The organism is Bacillus sp. 5B6 (assembly GCF_000259405.1).
Classification (GTDB): Bacteria; Bacillota; Bacilli; order Bacillales; family Bacillaceae; genus Bacillus; species Bacillus velezensis.
The window spans coordinates 1,830,670-1,846,939 of sequence record NZ_AJST01000001.1 but is presented as its reverse complement, the minus strand read 5'-3'; the positions used below and the strand labels follow the sequence as shown (position 1 = coordinate 1,846,939).

Genomic DNA, 16,270 nt, shown 5'->3' with positions numbered 1-16,270 from the left:
TTTTTCTGTTGATTGAAAAAAGGCGCCTCATACAGGGCGCCTTTTACTCTTCAAGCGTTTCAAGTGTTGTTACATTTAAGGATTGTTCAACGGTTTTTGTTTTTGCTTTTACTTTTTCTGCGTACGTGTAATCACCATAGCAGTAGGGATAACGGAAATTGTCTTTGTTCCCTCCGCAAGTGTAAAGTTTCGGATTCTTTTTGACCTGCTGCTCGGAGTATTGTTTTGCCAGTTCCTCAGTATGTGATCCTCCATGTTCAGCCACAAAATCAATATAGCCGGCCCCCATGTTGTAGCTTTGTATAATCGTATCCAAGTCTACGCCTTTTTTCTTGCCTGTTTGGTACATGAGAGTGAATTGTTTGATTCCCTGTTTGATACTGGTTTGAGGGTTTTTAATCTCATTTCGCTTTAAACCCAGAGATTCTGAAGACTGCATGGGATCATTTCCTCTTCCTTTTGACTCCTGATATATCATGCCGAGTACAAGCGATGTATATTTGGTGAGTCCTTTTTCATCCAGCTCGTCTTCAACAAGCGGTTTGTAATCTGTCAGCCGTTCAAGCACGATCGGCTTGACATCAAACGGAAGACTTTTGAGCCATTCATTATTTGAAAATAACAGAATGAGGAAGAAGGAAACCATGACAAAAACACATATCATCATAAGACCCGCGGCAGCGAAACAGCCTTTTTTCTTTTTCTCCACTGTGTTTCACCCTCAATTTCAGGAGCATTATGACTTTTTCATTATGACACAGATGAATGCGCGAAACCAAGCGGAAACCCGTATTTGAAACATAAATTTAAAATAACGGTTCTTTTGTCAGGCGCAGGATGTATCTGCATCAATTGACATTTGGTATAATTGGGCTACTTGAGAAAAGAAGGGTGAGGTATATGACTGAATTTCACGAATCCGGAAACACAAATGACCCCGCTGTCGATTTAGATGAGGAAACTTTATTTTTGGTTGCCCAGACTTTTAAGGCGCTGTCTGATCCGACCAGAATCAGAATTCTCCATTTGCTGTCACAGGGTGAGCACGCGGTAAATGATATCGCAGAAAAGCTGAATTTGCTGCAGTCTACCGTTTCTCATCAGCTGCGTTTTCTTAAAAATCTGCGCCTCGTCAAATCACGCAGAGAAGGAACATCCATCTATTATTCTCCTGAGGATGAACATGTGTTAGATGTGCTTCAGCAAATGATTCACCATACGCGGCACGATTAAAAACATCCCTGCTTTTGAGACAGGGATGTCAGCCGTACTGACTGTTATTGGTTTGGTCTCTGCTCGTTTTTAAAACATAAAAAGAGAAGCCGCTGTAATACACTGCGATGAAATAAAAGATACTGATGGTCAGCGGATCGGCCCCGACCGTTTGGCTGTATGCTTCCGGATGGGTAAAGTCCGCTGTGACCCGGTAAATTTCAATAACGCGATAAACAAATCTCGATAGGAATAACGTTAATAGAATAAGTTCAATCCACAGGTGAGTGCGAAAATACATTTTTCCGCGGCGTTCTTCAAAAGAAATGTTCCGTTTAGCAAACAGGACCAGAAGCCAGCCGCAAAAAGTGCCGAATATAAGATGGCCGTATAAAGCCGGGTGTGTGATGCTGAAAAACGCCAGAGCTGCGGCCAGCAATGAAAACAAAATCATTCTTGTATAAAGCCAGCGGGGTTTCAAAGGCTGAAAGCCGACGGACCGTTTCACCTTTTTATACAGAAAAAAGGCAATCATTAAGACAGGGCAGATGCTTTGAAGTGTGATATGCATGGTGTGGAACTCCCCCTCCGTTGAGTAGTGTATGCTTATCCGGCTGGTTTTAGTAGTGTGATTTATTCGCAGGCTGAAAGCATCTTTTATCACATTATGCACGTTTCTTTTTTTGGCATAAGAGAATCGCCCGCGCCTTTTTCAGGATTTAAACAGAAAACTCTTGAAAAACTAACGCTATTAGTTATAATGAAACTAACACTATTAGTTTTTAGGGGGATGTTGATGAGAATCTTACAATACGGAAGTGTTTGGCAGCTGACTTTTTTTCCAGCGCTTTTCCCGGTGAATTGTTATTTGGTTGAAGAAGAAGAAGGAGTAACCCTGATTGACGCCGGACTGCCTAACAGTCATAAAGGAATCAAACAAGCATTGCGGCAGCTTGGGAAGCCGCTGAATGACATATTACTCACCCACGCGCACGGGGATCACATCGGTTCGCTTGACTCATTAGCTGCGGAATTTCCGAATGCTTCGGTCTGTATTTCTGAGCGGGATTCTTTCTTGCTGAAAGGTGACACTTCATTATTTGAGCATGAAGCACAAACGCCGATAAAGGGGGGAGTGCCGAAAAATGTTCAGACCGAACCTGATCGCCTGCTGAAAGGCGGCGAGCGGATCGGATCTTTACTTGTTATTCCCGCTCCCGGTCATACGCCGGGAAGCCTCGCTTTTAAAGATATGAGAAATGATATGCTGATCGTCGGAGATGCCTTTCAAGTACGGGGCGGCCTTGCTGTTTCAGGGAAGCTGAAATGGAAATTTCCGTTTCCGGCTTTTGCTACGTGGAATAAAGAAGAAGCTGTAAAAACAGCAAGAACGCTTATCGCTCATCAACCAAGCAGTCTGGCCGCCGGACATGGAAATGTTCTCTGCAATCCCGTTGAAATGATGGCTGAGGCTGCTGAGGAAGCCGAACGAAGCCTGCCGGGAGGCCGATCATAATGTCACCGAGAGTCGGAATGAGCCTTGACATGATATTGAGAGCCGCAGCAGGCATCGCTGACGAAAAAGGGCTGAACGAAGTGACGCTTGCGGCTGTTGCAAAGTCCTTAAACGTAAAACCGCCTTCCCTTTACAATTTTGTCAATGGCCTTCAAGGAATTAAAACAGAGCTGGCTGTCTCCGGTTTAACTATGTTATATGAAAGAATGGCGGCCTCTGCAGAAGGACTGACGGGCGAAACGGCTTTGCTCAGTATTGCCGATGCCTATATCAATTTCGCCGAAGCCAATCCCGGATTATATGACGCAACATTTCAAAAGATAAAAGACGGCCGGATTGAGAATCTGTCAAGCCTGCTTGTAGAGCTTGTTGTCAGGCAGCTGACAGCTAACGGTTATGCACAGTCTGACACTGCGATTCATGCTGCGAGAGGACTGAGGAGCCTTCTTCACGGATTTGCCGTGTTGAGAAAACAGAGTGCATTTGAATTAACCGAATCAATTAAGGAAAGCCGGAAGTTTGCAGTTGTTGCTTTTCTAAGAGGTTTGCAGAATAGGGGACAATAATATTATTATGTAAACTAAATAAAAGACGCATCATGTAAAAAGGAGGGACAAATGGATTCATTACAACATATCATTTGTGAGCGGCGCACCTATTCACATATTTTTGATTCTCATGCACACACATACTGCCAAATGCTCTTTCCGCTCGAAGGACAGCTGGACCTGGAGACAGAAAGACGTAAAATCAGATTAAAACCTGATCAAATGCTGTATATTCCGCCCGGGCATGAACATCGGTTCCGTTCTTTGGAGCGAAATGAATGTCTCGTTCTCGACATACCGGCATATTTTTTCAAAGGTTCATTTGACCCCGGCGTTCTGAATAAGCTTGATCCCTTTTGGACATCGATTCGGTTTCTGCTGACAGAAGAGACAAAGCAGCAGTCGGCTCATTCATTGAGTCTGCTTGCAGAATATATTACTGAAAAGATACAAGAAAACCGTACGAATGATTCAATTGCGTATATCCGCCGAAATCTATCAAAGGCTTTTACAATTAAAGAGCTCGCCGCAATGGAACATTACCACCCGGCGTATTATTCCGACTGGTTTAAAAAACAGACGGGAAAAAGCCCGCAAGCTTATATTGCTGAGCTCCGTATGAAGAAAGCGGAACAAATGCTTATTGAAACAAAATGCCGGCTGACAGACATCAGCCAGGAGGTCGGCTTTCAAAATTTGTCTTCCTTTACCAGATGGTTTGTCAGACATAAGGGAATAACGCCGCGCGTCTTCCGAAACACCTTTCAATCTGATAAATAATCCTGAAAATCGGTTAAATAAACTGCTTCTTTTTTTGGTATCATGATTGTAAAAAAGGAGTTTTTGATATGGCAGTCATCGAAGATTTTATCAAGCTTGATCTTAGAATAGGAACGGTCGTAAAAGCGGAAGTATTCCCGGAAGCAAAGGTGCCGGCCATTAAGATGACAATAGATTTCGGCGAAGAGATCGGCATGAAACAATCAAGCGCCCAGATTACAAAACGGTACGAACCGGGTGATCTGACGGGCAGACAGGTTACCGCTATTGTCAACTTTCCGCCGCGGCGGATCGCCGGATTTAAGTCAGAAGTTCTCGTTCTCGGCGGCATCCCGGAAAAAGGAGACGTTGTCCTGCTTACGCCAGAGCAGACAGTACCGAACGGAACGAAAATCGGATAATAAAAAAAGACGTTTGCAGAAGCAAACGTCTTTTGCGTATTGAGGCGATACACCACACGCCACATTCGTGTGTGCCGCAAGGGCATGTGCATCGACTTACACAATTCAGCTCATCGCTATATCAATATAGCATGGCGGGTGCGGAAATGCAAGAGATTTTTTAATATATGTTATATCTGGCTTTGTTTTGCCGATCCCCGATCTTTCGTGTAAGGTTTTGTTTGAAATTTATGATCTTGAATAAAGCAGTTCGACAAATGCAAGAGATTCATCTAATCTTATATCATATGGTAAAATTTAGGTATAAAGAAGCGGAAAGGAGACATAAATGAAAGTATTTGAAGCAGTCTCGTTTATTTCAGCAGCGGAAAAGCGGGCGAAAGAATACGATCAGGTTAGGAAACAATTTATCAATCTCAGAAAAGCGTTTCAGGGAATGGCTGACTTAGACGACAGTGAGTTTTCAGGCAAAGGCGCAGACAACATTAAAGCATTCTTTCAAGATCACGCTGGTGTCACAGACAGCTGGCTTGATTTGATCGATATGAAAATTGCTTTTCTTAACAGTATTTCTGGAAAAGTAGCTGATGCCGGATTGGCCGATTCGTTTGTGGAAGAGTCATTTTTAGAACACGAGCTGATTCATGCGAAGAATAAATCACAAGCTATCATGCAGGAGCAGCGCAATGAAATGAAAGGTATCCTTGATGAAATCAGTGATATCATTCATCTAGAAGTTTTCTCCACAGAAGATGTCGATCAAAAGCTGGATTCAGCAGATGAAAAAAGGAACGATACCATACATAAGCTCGGAAAGCTTGATCACAATCTAACGAAAGAATACGCAGAAACCGAGGCAAATGAACATTTCATTCAGGCTGACTTTCAGCAGCTCCAAAACGCAACAGGCCAAGGAAAAAACGCCACTCCGCTTCACTATAACGCCAAGGCATACAGGGAAAGTGACATCCATAAGAAAAAAGGTGAGATTGCAAGACAATCGGATGCTTATTTGACGATTAAGAAGGAAGAAGCGAAAGAACGTGAAATTAAGGATTTGAAGAAAAAACTCGCTGACGGTGTGACCGATCCGGATGAATACTTGAAGATTGCGAAGAAGATCGGATATGAAAACCTTGAATCTTCCCAGCGGCAGTATGTGACGCAGCTTGAACAAGCAAAACAGCTGGAAGAAGCCGGAGAAGTGACTTGGGATATTATAAAAGGAGCAGGCGTTGGCCTCTATGATGTCGGGAAAGACACAGTAACAGGATTATGGCAGCTGATCAGTAAGCCTGATGAAGTTGTTGAAGGTATCATAGGGGCAGTTGCTCATCCAATTAACACGTATAATGCCATTTCAACAGCAATCGAGGAATCGTATCAAAAAGATATGGTAAATGGAGATGCGTATTCCCGATCAAGATGGGTGACATATGCGGTCGGTTCAGTGGCTGTGGCTGTCGTCGGAACGAAAGGCGCAGGAGCCGTTAACAAAGCTGATGCGGCGGGGAAGGTCATAAACAAGGCAGGACAGGCAGGGAAGAAAATTAAAGATGTTAAGATTGCAGATTTGCTTCCTTATAACTCTAAGTATGATCTTGCTCTGACAGGTGACGTACCATACAATGTGGTTGACAGCCAAAACCTTAAAAATGAACTTTTGACCAATGCAAAGAAAATTCCGGATGGAACGAGAAAGCCGTTTACTGGTCAAGAAATAAACCTTCCTTGGTTAAATAAAGAAAAGTATGGTGCTGTTGAAATAGACGGCAAAGTAAAAGTTAAAGGACAAATTAGAGATGTAAGCCGTAGAGTCTATACCTTAAAGGACGTTGATATTAATCAAAAAACTCCAAAAGGAAAAACCAACCTGGAATTAATGAAAGATGGTAAGTCTCCTTATGCTAAAGACGGAACACAGATTAACTTACATCACCTCATACAAGAAGAAAGTGGACCGTTGCTTGAGATACCTAATAGTTTACATACAAAGTATAGCGACGTAATCCATGGCCTTAAAGGTAATGGAGAAAGCTTCCGGAATGATGTTTACCTGGAGAAACAGTACAATAACTTTAAGACAAGGTATTGGAAGTGGAGAGCAAAACAATATGAGAAAGAATAAGGGGTTATAAACCATGGATTTTTATTTGAAAGTAAAAGAATTCATAGCTGATAATGCAAAAGAAAAAGATTTTACGGGTGGGATTGGAGAAGATAAAATTTTAAAAATTGAGCAAGATCTTCAAGTCACGCTGCCAGGTAGCTACAAGTGGTTTCTTAGAAACTATGGTTCTGGCGGGGTTTATGGAATCGATTTATTAGGCTATGATTTTGGCGGTGCTTCAGTTGTAGAAACAACCAGGGAATATCATGAATATAGGGGATTGCCAAGTGGCTTAGTAGTCATAGAACATGTTGATTTTTTTGGGTATTGTTTAGATACCAATAAAATCAACAGTGAAGGAGAATGTCCAGTTGTTATTTGGAGTGAATTCGGTGGCTATAAAGAACTTAATTCTGCCCATTTTATAAAGTTCTTTTATGAAAGACTTCATGAGATGAAAGAAAACTGGGAAGAAGATGAAGACTGGGACGATTAATAAAAGAAAGCTCTCTTTTAGAGAGCTTTTTTTAGGTTTTCAATTTTTAACAGGCTTTATAATGAGCAAACAAGCATTACTCAAAATACTCGCCGCGCCTATCCAAAGCAGCCATTGTGTTGCGGTCAGCCATGAGGCAGTTAGGATAAAGAGTCCAATGGCAATTGATATATAATTGCCGGCTCGGTCCAGTTTGCGTTTGCGATGAAATTTATATTTAGCATGAGAAATAAATTGATCAATTTTATCTTTCAGCTCATAGCATTTTTCCTTCATTTTATCCTCTGTTTCTTTTACTTTTCGATAAAGCATATTATTCATCGTCTGCACTCCCATATCGCCGTTTTGAAAATTCAGCCATGATTTTTTCTTCATAGTCATCTGAGATGAATTGTGCCTGATCTTCAACTTTCAAATGTGCTTTTTCTTCAAAACCATCCTGTTCTTCACCATCAAAACGATAAAGTTTTTGCAATAGCCACCAGAATGTTTCAATTTCATCAGTTGTGAATTCATGAAACATATCCGCTAAAAAATAGGTGGATTTTTCTGAACAGGAAATTAACGCTTTTTTTCCTTCAGGGGTAATCTCAATATTGATTGCACGTTTATCCAGTTTGCTTGGCACAGTGTGAACATATCCTTTTTTCGCGAGGCTTGAAATTAATTTGTTAGCGGTTTGTTTTGTTGTGCCCAGCTTTTTAGCGATATTCATAAGTGTGGTATCTTCCGTTGGTAAATGGGCAATAGCAATAAGAGTCATGTGCTGTCGGGAAGTCAGCATTTCTAAGTATTCGTCCCCCCGAGCCTGCACTTTATTGACAACTGAAAATAATGATGCGTAACTTTGCTGCATAACATGCAGTTCCTTCATTAGTAATTTAATATCCATAAGTTATCTCCCATCTGAATCATCACCATGTTGACAATTACAATATACATCCAAATGGAAAATGAGTCAACATGGTGACTAATAGCAGCGGGTTACAGCTGTTTTAAAAATGTCACAGGCAGTCGGAGTGTTTACAGAAGGGGAAATAAGTATAATAAATGCGAAAAGGGCATTAATCTAAAGTGGGAAGGTGTTTGACATGCAGAAAGTGAACTGGTCAGAACAGTATGAATGGTTCAATAAACAAGATGAAAAAGACGGGCGTTTAATGGCGCTCCTTCGTCATGAGCTTACATATGAGGAAGTCATACGGTTATATATGAAAGGGTTTTATTTGAAATCAAAAGAAGGGGATGTTTCGTTAAGTAAGAACGATATCCTTCGTATGTTTAGGGGTGAAGAGAGGCAGGGCGGCAAATCTTAATGAACGGGAAGAGAAAAACTCTTCCCGCTTTTCATGGCAGCTGTTATTCTTTTTCCAGCATGGAAGTCAGCCATTCTCTTAATGTATTCTTCTGCACATACCGCTTTCCGTTTCTCGTGATATGCGGAATGTCAGAGGTGTCGGGCACGATTTGTTTTGCTTCTTCCTTCGTAACTCCTAAATGATAACCAATATAGAAGTGCAGATCTTTTTCTTTAATGAGAATGTGGTCAGTGTGTTCATGAGGATCAGGTGATTTAAAGTTTTTCAATCCGTCTCCGATGAAATATCCGGCTAAAGCGATTCCAATGCCGGTAATATATCCAAACCTCTAATAAACGTTATCATTTTTTATATGGTGAAGCCGGCCGAAGGATTCAGCCTTCAGCAAAACCGCCGGGCGTTTATTGCGGACGGTTTTGATTGCTGAGCTTTTCCACCTGCACCTTTCCGGAGAAGAAAACAGCGCCTCCGCCCATATCCGCCAGCCGATCGGGCGTGAGCGAATTGACGAGCTGTTTTTTATCATCCATATCGGCCCAAAGACCTTGGCTGACTGCAACGCCGGGAAGCACCTGTTCGCCGACCGAAGCTGTTAATTCACACTCGCCGCGGTGATTCCAAACTCTAACGGTTTCCCCGTCTTCTATGTTCCGGCGTACAGCATCCTCTGTATGAATAAAAAGCTTTGGCGCTTTTTCCAGTTTTACGTGTTTTTCGTTATTCGAAAATGTCGAGTTTAAAAAATTATGATTCGGTCCCGGGACAAATAAAAGCGGAAAATCGTCATCGCTTTCAAGAGGGATATGTGTCGGCAGCGCCGGATAACCGTCCTGTTTCATCTTTTCCGAATATAATTCAATTCTTCCGCTCGGTGTCTTGAGCTTTCCCGGAAAAAGCGGTTTTTTCCGTTTGGCTTTCATGAAGGAATGGCGTGAGAGCGCTTCGTAATCAATATCCTCGATATACGGATTGTCGGGAAAGTCCAGCGCCTGTCTGATCAATTCTTCATCGGAATCCTGAAGCTCCTGCTCGGTAAATCCCATTGCTCCGGCAAGCAAACGGAACACTTCCGTATTCGATTTGCTGTCCCCGTAGGGCTCGATCACCGGTTTTTGCAGCTGAATAAAATGATGCCAGTAAGACGTGTAAAAATCCGTGTTTTCAAAAGCGGATGCAGCAGGGAGCACGATATCCGCATATTTGGCGGTTTCCGTTAAAAACAGATCGTGAACGACTGTAAATAAATCCTCACGCAGCAGGCCTTTTCTGACTTTATTCGCTTCCGGCGCAACCACTGCGGGATTCGTACCGTAAATAAACAGGGAGCGCACGGGCGGTTTTGTTTCTAAAAGAACGCTTCCTAGCCTGTTCATATTAAATGATCGTGGCTTCCTGCCGTAAAGCAGATCAGGCCGCTGAAGCGCTTGTCTGTTATAGTTTAATACCGCGCTGTTGTGCTTGATTGCGCCTCCTCCGGTGTTGAGCCACTGTCCTGTAACAGCCGGTAGACAGGCAACTGTGCGGACGATCATTCCGCCATTGTCATGGTGCTGAATGCCGTTTCCGATCCTGATAAGGGAAGGGGAGGTTTCTCCGTACATTCTCGCAAGGCGTCTGATATCGTCGGCTTTAACGCCTGTAATAGCAGAAACTGTTTCCGGATCATAGTGTTGAACATGCGCTTTTAATTCGTCACTGCCTTCGGTGTATTCTGTGAGAAATGCTTCATCGTGAAGGTTTCCGTCGAATAAGACATGCATGATACCGAGGGCGAGTGCGGCATCTGTGCCGGGCCGAATGGGAATAAACCAATCGGCAAGCCGGCCGGTTTGGTTCTTATGTACATCGATAACGACAATTTTAGCCCCTTTTTTCCGGGCTTTTTGGGCAATCATGACTTGGTGCATATTCGTGCTGACGGCATTGATCCCCCAAAAAATAAAGAGCTTCGCATGTATGGTCTCCTCCGGATCAGTACCCGCTCCTTCACCCATTGTATAGTTATAGCCTTCAGATCCGGCTTTGCTGCAAATCGTCCGTTCGAGATGACTCGCTCCGAGACGATGGAAAAAACGGCGGTCCATTCCCTCTGCCGCCAGTTTTCCCATGTTGCCGTAAAAGCTGTACGGAAGAATGCTTTCCGCTCCTTCTTCGGCAATAAGCTCTTTCCAGCGCGCACTGATCGTATTGATCGCTTCCTCCCAGGAAATAGGCGCAAACGCGGCTTCACCTTTTTTACCGATCCGTTTTAACGGAACGGTTACGCGCTTCTCATCATAAATACGCTCAGCCATGTGTCTGACTTTGTTGCAAATATTCCCTGATGTGACCGGGTGATCGGGGTCTCCCTGAATGTTAACGATTTTTCCGTCTTTTTTTGTCACAAGCAAGCCGCATTGGTCAGGACAGTCTAGTGAGCATACCGACTTAAAGACCCCGTTCGGCTGTGTTGCAGCAGAATTCATAGCCCATTTCTCCTCTTTGTTTATATTGTAAGCATTATAACATTTCAAAATCGAACGTCAATTCAGAAAAAAAGTGTTGACATCACGGAAAGACTTTTCTATGATGAGTTTATTCTTTTAAACAGCCTGACAATTTCATCATTTTATTTTCTATCCAGAGAGGTGGAGGGACTGGCCCTACGAAACCTCGGCAACATTTATTGTGCCAATTCCAGCAAGCGTATGCTTGAAAGATAGGAAAGAATGATCTATACATATTTGTGCGCTTCAAGCGCATAAAGACGGTATATGAATCTCTTTCCTTCTTTGGGGAAAGAGATTTTTTTATGAAAAAATTTATGTGAAAAGGATGTTTTGCACCATGACGGTTTTAATTACCGCGCCATATCACGACGAGGGGCTGAAGGAGCTGACTGAGCTGTTCGGCCGGACTGTGCACCGGCCGTGGAAGAAGCACGGCCGGGCCTATCGGGAAGATGAATTAATCCGAATGATTCAAGAGACAAACGCGTCGGGGCTTATTACTGAACTTGATGAGGTGTCTGAGCGTGTTATTGACATATTGCCCGATTCCGCTTTTATCGGTGTCTGCAGAGGAACGCCGTCTAATGTGAATATTGCGGCGGCGACTAAAAGAAAAATCCCCGTTTTCTTTACACCGGCCCGCAATGCCCAGGCTGTTGCTGAAATGTTTATCGGAAATGTGATTTCATTCTTGCGTCATACGTATTCTTCCCATCAGTGGCTGAAGGACGGGAAGTGGAATGGTGATTATTTGCAGGCTTACGTCAAATTCAGAGGAAATGAGCTGACGGGGAAAACAGTCGGCCTTATCGGTTTCGGAGCTGTCGGACAGAGAATCGCCCGGCTATTGGCCGCTTTTGACTGCAAGGTGCTTTACTATGACCCATTTGCCCGTCATGAAAACCGGGAGTATGAAAAAACGACGATTGAACGGGTATTTTCTGAAAGTGATATTGTTTCCGTTCACTTGCCGCGCACAGAAGAAACCATCGGCCTTATCGGCGCCCGGCACTTTCAATTGATGAAACAGGAAGCTGTTTTTGTCAATACGTCAAGAGCGGCGGTTACAGACAGGGAAGAGCTGCTGCGGGTGCTGAAAGAACGGCGGATTAAGGGAGCGATCCTTGACGTGTTTTATCACGAACCGCCTGAATCTTCTGATTATGAATTGATCTCTTTGCCGAATGTGTTAGCGACTCCCCATTTAGCGGGCGCAACATTTGAAGTGGAAGATCATCATGTGAAGATTTTAAATGAAGCGCTTTTCAAATGGAAACAAGATCAAACCTGCTCAATACGTGAACTTTATAACAAAAGAGAACTTGAAACGGAAGGAGGAGGCTGTAATGGCTGAACAAAAAGGCTACCTTGTATTTGACATCGGGACGGGGAATGCGCGAGTCGCGGTTGTGACTGCCGGCGGCGAAGTGACCGCGCTTGAAAGGGAAGACATTGAATATGTGACGGATCCGCTTTATCCGGACGGACGATATTTCTCACCGGAAGGGTTATGGAAGCAAATCAGCGCTATGGCAAGGAAGGTTATTGGCAAAAGCCCTCATATTACATTAATCGGAATCACCTCAACAAGCCAGAGGCAGGGAATTGTTCTGATCAATAAAGATAAAAAGGCATTTATCGGTCTGCCCAACATTGATAACAGAGGGCGTGAATGGGAAGACGGGATTGAGGCAAAAGAAGAAGTGCATCAGCAAACCGGACGTCTTCCGAGCGCTTTATTTTCCGCCATGAAACTTGTCGGATTAAAAGCTAGACAGCCGTCTTTATGGAAAGAAGTGAAGTACATCACAAGCATCAGTGACTGGGTGACATTTGAGCTGAGCGGTATTTTAAGCTATGAACCGTCACAGGCTGCTGAAACACTGCTGTTTGACGTAAGGAAAAAGGCGTGGTCAGAGAAATTATGCAACATCTTCGGTGTGCCTTCTGCCATTCTTCCTTCACTCGTCCGATCTGGGACGGTTGTCGGAATGTTAACGTTTAAGAAAACGGCGGTTCTCGGTCTTTCTGAAAGAGTGCCTGTGATTGCAGGCGGGGGAGACACACAGCTTGCCATCAAAAGTGCAGATGCAAAGCCGGGAGATATCGTCATCGTATCCGGCACGACGACGCCGATTATAAAGATAACAGCTGAGACCGGAACCGAAAGCTTAAAGAATGCATGGCTGAATTGCCATACAGAAGAAGGTCAATGGCTCCTTGAAACGAATCCGGGTGTAACAGGACTCAATTATCAAAAATTAAAATCCATTTTTTATCCGAATGAATCCTACGGCGTCATGGAACGGGAAATCGCAAGTCTGCCGAAACATGATCATGCTTGTATTTCTGCGTTAGGCTCCTATTTATCACCTGAGAAAAACGCACTGGCAAAAGGCGGATTTATTTTTGACGCTCCGCTGTCCCAAAACTTAAGCAGAGCCCATTTTGTCAAAGCCGCACTGCTGGAAATCGCTTTTTCAATCAAATGGAACTATGAGGCGTTAACAGAGGTGGCTTCCTTTTCACAAGATTATGTGAAGGTGTGCGGCGGCGGTTTCCAAAGTGATGCTTTGACGCAGTTTCTTGCTAACCTTCTCCAAAAGAAAATCTATAAGAGAGAGGGGTTCAGCCAGGCATCCGCAATGGGAGCGGCGATGATTTGCAACGAAGCTCTCGGTGTGAAAGCAGAGCTTTCGAGCCGCACAAAGGTAATTGAGCCGGAAGCGGATCAGACGGATCTCTTCCTATATGAAGAATGGAAATATACGCAAAAATTATTTACTCATTTTCAGCCGGCGGTGAAAGCCTGACTTGGGGATGGGATGACAACATGAAAGATTGCTGAGGAGGAACAAAAATGCTTAATAAGATAGGAATTCCGAAACAGCTCGCCTGGGGATTTTTGGGAGTTGTGCTGTTTATGATGGGGGACGGCCTTGAACAAGGCTGGCTCAGCCCGTTTTTAGTTGAAAACGGCTTGACGGTACAGCAATCAGCATCCCTGTTTACGGTTTACGGTATTTCTCTCGCTGTGGCGTCTTGGTTTTCAGGGGTCTGCCTCGAAGCCTTCGGCGCAAAGCGGACGATGTTTATGGGGCTGTTGTTTTACGTTATCGGAACAGCCGCGTTTATCGCATACGGATTTGAAAATCTTAATTTGCCGGTGATGTATGTCACGTATTTTATTAAAGGGCTGGGTTATCCGCTGTTTGCCTATTCATTTTTGACATGGGTGATTTACCGGTCGCCGAAAAACAGGCTCAGTACGGCGGTCGGCTGGTTCTGGATTGCATATTGCTGCGGGATGTTTGTATTCGGTGCTTGGTATTCAAGCTGGGCCATCAAATCCTTCGGCTATTTGAATACACTGTGGAGTTCAATTTTCTGGGTCTGCCTCGGCGCGTTTTTTGCTTTGATTTTAAATAGGGACCGCTTTGAAAAGAAAAAGGCAGATAAGCGGGAAAAGGCGCAGGAATTAATGAAGGGAATCACCATCCTTGCTGAAAATCCGCGCGTGCTCTCTGGGGGGATCATTCGGATCATTAACAGCATTGGTACATACGGATTTCCGGTATTTCTTCCGATGCATATGGCGCAACACGGCATTTCTACAAATGTATGGCTTCAAATTTGGGGAACGATCTTTCTCGGAAATATCGTTTTTAACTTAATCTTCGGCGCAGTCGGTGATGCCTTCGGCTGGAAAAAGACTGTCATGTGGTTCGGAGGAGTAGGCTGCGGCATTTTTACTCTTTTATTATATTATGCTCCTGTTGTATCACATGGGAACTTGCTTTTCGTCAGCATTGTCGGTTTTATATGGGGAGGGCTCCTCGCCGGGTTCGTTCCGATCGGGGCTATCGTGCCGACGGCGGCCGGCAGCGATAAAGGTGCTGCCATGTCTGTGTTAAATCTAGCTGCGGGCCTGTCGGCATTTGTCGGCCCCGCGCTTGCCTGGGCGTTCATCGGGCTTGTCGGCGCACAAGGCGTTGTATGGATTTTCGCAGCGCTCTATTTCTTAAGTGCAATCTTGACAAATCAAATCAAAATACCTGAAGAGAAAATGGCAAAACACAATAAAGCATTGCCTGAATACGCTTCTTAACAGCAGCGCCCCGAAAATTCGGGGCGTTTTTTTACAGCTGCTGAAGAACCCCGGCAAAGCGCTGAATTTGTTCACGTAACGATTGTTTGTTTTCGTGAAATTGTTTGAAACGATGTCCGTTTGCTCCGGACGGATGCGGGAAGCCTTCCAGAATGAACGCCTGACCCATTCTGCCGTTCTTCTTCAGCATGCGGCAGGCTGATTCTGCTGCTTTGCCGAGAGGGATAAGCAGAATGTCCATTTCCATCATTTCTATTTCATCCGGAAAACATTTCAGCGCGTAACGGCTGAGAAGAGCTGATCTGCTGATTGCCGGCCGATGTCCCGTATAGTTTTTCTGTTTATAAAAAACAGGGTGTTTGATAACGGACGTTGTATGAAGAAGCTCCCGTTTTGAATCAAATAACCGGGATGAATCCTCAACGTGAAGCGCGGCCGGCAGACCGCATTCATTAAGCATTTCGATGATGTTCTGTCTCATTGAACCGGAAAGTCCGGCCGCTTTTTTTGTTTCATACGCTATCGTTTCAAGCGTTTCGCCATCTTTTAAAAGCTGTGCCGCTTTTTTGTAAGCCAGCTGCATTTGAAAAAAACCGGGTGTGATTCCGGAAATGGCAACGACTGCATGAGGGTTAATATATTCATTATGAGGCGAATAATACAAATCCAGATCTCCGTCCTTGGCTAAATGGAAAGCCGGAGTCAGCAAATCCGATTTTGTAAACCCTCCCGAATATGATAGTGCTTTAAGCTGCTGCAAAAAATGCGCAAGCCGCTCACGATCGCAAATCATGTTATGCCTCCTTGAATCCGCCAGTTTCTCTTAGTGTCATCAAAAACGTCAGATGACATGCAGGCTTATACATCACTTTTACCGGCGTTCCAGAGCATCTTCAGGACGTAAGGCGTTCCTTTAACTTCAGCCGCAGTCGTTTGCACGGCTGTTTTTTTAGTGAGAAAATCTTCCTGCAGTTCTTTCTGCTTTTGCGATAACAGAACGGTTTCTGTTTTGATTGCAACAACGGCCGTCTGCATGGACGCTGTCGCGGCGTTAATCTTCTTTATATCAGGCGCTGTGTTTCTTTTAAAATGCACGGCGGATACGGCTGCATAAATGAATGCGGCAGCCGCAACGGCAGCACTGATATACAAAATGATGATCATCTGCTTTTCACTCCTTTTTTTCAGTTGATACCCTTTACGGATCGTGTTGAATCATTTTATTTGCTAATTGTTTTTTTTCTGCTTATAATGTGAAATCGTACATAAGGACATTCAGAAAGGGTGAAAG

Annotated in this window: 19 protein-coding genes and 1 riboswitch; of the genes, 11 read left to right on the top strand and 8 right to left on the bottom strand. The window is 44.0% G+C overall.

From position 1 onward, the window contains the following. Positions 1 to 43: 43 nt before the first annotated feature. Positions 44 to 709 (bottom strand): lysozyme family protein, encoded by a 666-nt coding sequence (locus MY7_RS08430; RefSeq protein WP_003153802.1) that lies wholly within the window; start codon positions 707 to 709, stop codon positions 44 to 46. A 191-nt stretch (positions 710 to 900) separates the two neighbouring features. Here MY7_RS08430 and czrA point away from each other — a divergent pair, with 191 nt between their 5' ends. Then, positions 901 to 1,233 carry a Zn(II)-responsive metalloregulatory transcriptional repressor CzrA gene (czrA, locus tag MY7_RS08425; RefSeq protein WP_007407993.1) on the top strand — a complete coding sequence of 111 codons (333 nt, stop codon included), beginning with the start codon at positions 901 to 903 and terminating at the stop codon, positions 1,231 to 1,233. 28 nt (positions 1,234 to 1,261) lie between these two features. On the opposite strand, the gene MY7_RS08420 is transcribed toward czrA, so the two are convergent. Continuing rightward, entirely contained in the window at positions 1,262 to 1,783 is a 522-nt protein-coding gene (locus MY7_RS08420; protein WP_007407994.1) for a hypothetical protein, read from the bottom strand. Positions 1,784 to 2,008: 225 nt separating this feature from the next. Between MY7_RS08420 and MY7_RS08415 the strand changes: the two genes are divergently transcribed. From MY7_RS08415 to MY7_RS08390, 6 genes are all read left to right on the top strand, one after another. Further along, entirely contained in the window at positions 2,009 to 2,728 is a 720-nt protein-coding gene (locus tag MY7_RS08415) for an MBL fold metallo-hydrolase (RefSeq protein WP_007611943.1), read from the top strand. Continuing rightward, positions 2,728 to 3,294, top strand: coding sequence for a TetR/AcrR family transcriptional regulator (locus MY7_RS08410; protein WP_007611942.1), 567 nt, complete (start codon positions 2,728 to 2,730; stop codon positions 3,292 to 3,294). The genes MY7_RS08415 and MY7_RS08410 overlap by 1 nt, the downstream gene beginning before the upstream one ends. Before the next feature lie 51 nt (positions 3,295 to 3,345). After that, entirely contained in the window at positions 3,346 to 4,056 is a 711-nt protein-coding gene (locus MY7_RS08405; RefSeq protein ID WP_007611941.1) for an AraC family transcriptional regulator, read from the top strand. Positions 4,057 to 4,124: 68 nt separating this feature from the next. After that, entirely contained in the window at positions 4,125 to 4,457 is a 333-nt protein-coding gene (gene csaA / locus MY7_RS08400; protein WP_007611940.1) for a chaperone CsaA, read from the top strand. 328 nt (positions 4,458 to 4,785) lie between these two features. After that, the gene (locus MY7_RS08395; protein WP_007611939.1) at positions 4,786 to 6,585 is read left to right on the top strand and encodes a T7SS effector LXG polymorphic toxin; all 1,800 of its coding nucleotides are present in this window, start codon (positions 4,786 to 4,788) and stop codon (positions 6,583 to 6,585) included. 13 nt (positions 6,586 to 6,598) lie between these two features. After that, positions 6,599 to 7,063, top strand: a complete 465-nt coding sequence (locus MY7_RS08390; protein ID WP_007611937.1) for an SMI1/KNR4 family protein — start codon at positions 6,599 to 6,601, stop codon at positions 7,061 to 7,063. Positions 7,064 to 7,102: 39 nt separating this feature from the next. Here the strand turns inward: MY7_RS08390 and MY7_RS08385 are convergent, their stop codons facing one another. Both MY7_RS08385 and MY7_RS08380 read right to left on the bottom strand, forming a co-directional pair. Next, positions 7,103 to 7,384, bottom strand: coding sequence for a hypothetical protein (locus MY7_RS08385; protein ID WP_007611935.1), 282 nt, complete (start codon positions 7,382 to 7,384; stop codon positions 7,103 to 7,105). Beyond that, entirely contained in the window at positions 7,377 to 7,955 is a 579-nt protein-coding gene (locus MY7_RS08380) for a MarR family winged helix-turn-helix transcriptional regulator (RefSeq protein ID WP_007611929.1), read from the bottom strand. Before MY7_RS08380 ends, MY7_RS08385 begins: the two co-directional genes overlap by 8 nt. A 199-nt stretch (positions 7,956 to 8,154) precedes the next feature. Here MY7_RS08380 and MY7_RS08375 point away from each other — a divergent pair, with 199 nt between their 5' ends. Further along, the gene (locus tag MY7_RS08375; protein ID WP_007611927.1) at positions 8,155 to 8,379 is read left to right on the top strand and encodes a hypothetical protein; all 225 of its coding nucleotides are present in this window, start codon (positions 8,155 to 8,157) and stop codon (positions 8,377 to 8,379) included. A 43-nt stretch (positions 8,380 to 8,422) separates the two neighbouring features. On the opposite strand, the gene MY7_RS08370 is transcribed toward MY7_RS08375, so the two are convergent. Then, positions 8,423 to 8,650: a hypothetical protein gene (locus tag MY7_RS08370; RefSeq protein WP_007611925.1), complete on the bottom strand. Its 228-nt coding sequence runs from the start codon at positions 8,648 to 8,650 to the stop codon at positions 8,423 to 8,425. Positions 8,651 to 8,783: 133 nt separating this feature from the next. Beyond that, complete coding sequence (locus tag MY7_RS08365; protein ID WP_029326153.1) at positions 8,784 to 10,847, bottom strand: molybdopterin oxidoreductase family protein; 2,064 nt, start codon at positions 10,845 to 10,847, stop codon at positions 8,784 to 8,786. 147 nt (positions 10,848 to 10,994) lie between these two features. Further along, a riboswitch (SAM riboswitch) is annotated at positions 10,995 to 11,087 on the top strand. Between the two features lie 121 nt (positions 11,088 to 11,208). On the opposite strand from MY7_RS08365, the gene MY7_RS08360 reads away from it, so the two are divergent. Genes MY7_RS08360 through MY7_RS08350 form a run of 3 tightly spaced genes read left to right on the top strand, consistent with a single transcriptional unit; the run spans position 11,209 to position 14,979 of the window. Beyond that, on the top strand, positions 11,209 to 12,225 hold the full coding sequence (locus MY7_RS08360) for a 2-hydroxyacid dehydrogenase (protein ID WP_007611923.1): 1,017 nt from the start codon (positions 11,209 to 11,211) through the stop codon (positions 12,223 to 12,225). After that, positions 12,218 to 13,684 carry an FGGY-family carbohydrate kinase gene (locus MY7_RS08355; RefSeq protein ID WP_007611922.1) on the top strand — a complete coding sequence of 489 codons (1,467 nt, stop codon included), beginning with the start codon at positions 12,218 to 12,220 and terminating at the stop codon, positions 13,682 to 13,684. The genes MY7_RS08360 and MY7_RS08355 overlap by 8 nt, the downstream gene beginning before the upstream one ends. A gap of 47 nt (positions 13,685 to 13,731) precedes the next feature. After that, positions 13,732 to 14,979 (top strand): RbtT/DalT/CsbX family MFS transporter, encoded by a 1,248-nt coding sequence (locus tag MY7_RS08350; RefSeq protein ID WP_007611921.1) that lies wholly within the window; start codon positions 13,732 to 13,734, stop codon positions 14,977 to 14,979. Positions 14,980 to 15,010: 31 nt separating this feature from the next. Here MY7_RS08350 and MY7_RS08345 read toward each other — a convergent pair whose 3' ends face one another. Together MY7_RS08345 and MY7_RS08340 are read right to left on the bottom strand one after the other, a co-directional pair. After that, the gene (locus tag MY7_RS08345; RefSeq protein WP_007611912.1) at positions 15,011 to 15,772 is read right to left on the bottom strand and encodes a hypothetical protein; all 762 of its coding nucleotides are present in this window, start codon (positions 15,770 to 15,772) and stop codon (positions 15,011 to 15,013) included. Positions 15,773 to 15,837: 65 nt separating this feature from the next. Then, a complete protein-coding gene (locus MY7_RS08340; protein ID WP_007611907.1) occupies positions 15,838 to 16,143 on the bottom strand; it encodes a hypothetical protein in 306 nt (101 codons plus the stop codon). Between the last annotated feature and the right edge of the window lie 127 nt (positions 16,144 to 16,270).

Excerpts from the sequence above, each read along its gene's own strand:
- czrA (WP_007407993.1), top strand. The coding sequence starts at position 901 with ATGACTGAATTTCACGAATCCGGAAACACAAATGACCCCGCTGTCGAT.
- MY7_RS08420 (WP_007407994.1), bottom strand. The coding sequence starts at position 1,783 with ATGCATATCACACTTCAAAGCATCTGCCCTGTCTTAATGATTGCCTTT.
- MY7_RS08415 (WP_007611943.1), top strand. The coding sequence starts at position 2,009 with ATGAGAATCTTACAATACGGAAGTGTTTGGCAGCTGACTTTTTTTCCA.
- MY7_RS08410 (WP_007611942.1), top strand. The coding sequence starts at position 2,728 with ATGTCACCGAGAGTCGGAATGAGCCTTGACATGATATTGAGAGCCGCA.
- MY7_RS08405 (WP_007611941.1), top strand. The coding sequence starts at position 3,346 with ATGGATTCATTACAACATATCATTTGTGAGCGGCGCACCTATTCACAT.
- csaA (WP_007611940.1), top strand. The coding sequence starts at position 4,125 with ATGGCAGTCATCGAAGATTTTATCAAGCTTGATCTTAGAATAGGAACG.
- MY7_RS08395 (WP_007611939.1), top strand. The coding sequence starts at position 4,786 with ATGAAAGTATTTGAAGCAGTCTCGTTTATTTCAGCAGCGGAAAAGCGG.
- MY7_RS08390 (WP_007611937.1), top strand. The coding sequence starts at position 6,599 with ATGGATTTTTATTTGAAAGTAAAAGAATTCATAGCTGATAATGCAAAA.
- MY7_RS08385 (WP_007611935.1), bottom strand. The coding sequence starts at position 7,384 with ATGAATAATATGCTTTATCGAAAAGTAAAAGAAACAGAGGATAAAATG.
- MY7_RS08380 (WP_007611929.1), bottom strand. The coding sequence starts at position 7,955 with ATGGATATTAAATTACTAATGAAGGAACTGCATGTTATGCAGCAAAGT.
- MY7_RS08375 (WP_007611927.1), top strand. The coding sequence starts at position 8,155 with ATGCAGAAAGTGAACTGGTCAGAACAGTATGAATGGTTCAATAAACAA.
- MY7_RS08365 (WP_029326153.1), bottom strand. The coding sequence starts at position 10,847 with ATGAATTCTGCTGCAACACAGCCGAACGGGGTCTTTAAGTCGGTATGC.
- MY7_RS08360 (WP_007611923.1), top strand. The coding sequence starts at position 11,209 with ATGACGGTTTTAATTACCGCGCCATATCACGACGAGGGGCTGAAGGAG.
- MY7_RS08355 (WP_007611922.1), top strand. The coding sequence starts at position 12,218 with ATGGCTGAACAAAAAGGCTACCTTGTATTTGACATCGGGACGGGGAAT.
- MY7_RS08350 (WP_007611921.1), top strand. The coding sequence starts at position 13,732 with ATGCTTAATAAGATAGGAATTCCGAAACAGCTCGCCTGGGGATTTTTG.
- MY7_RS08345 (WP_007611912.1), bottom strand. The coding sequence starts at position 15,772 with ATGATTTGCGATCGTGAGCGGCTTGCGCATTTTTTGCAGCAGCTTAAA.
- MY7_RS08340 (WP_007611907.1), bottom strand. The coding sequence starts at position 16,143 with ATGATCATCATTTTGTATATCAGTGCTGCCGTTGCGGCTGCCGCATTC.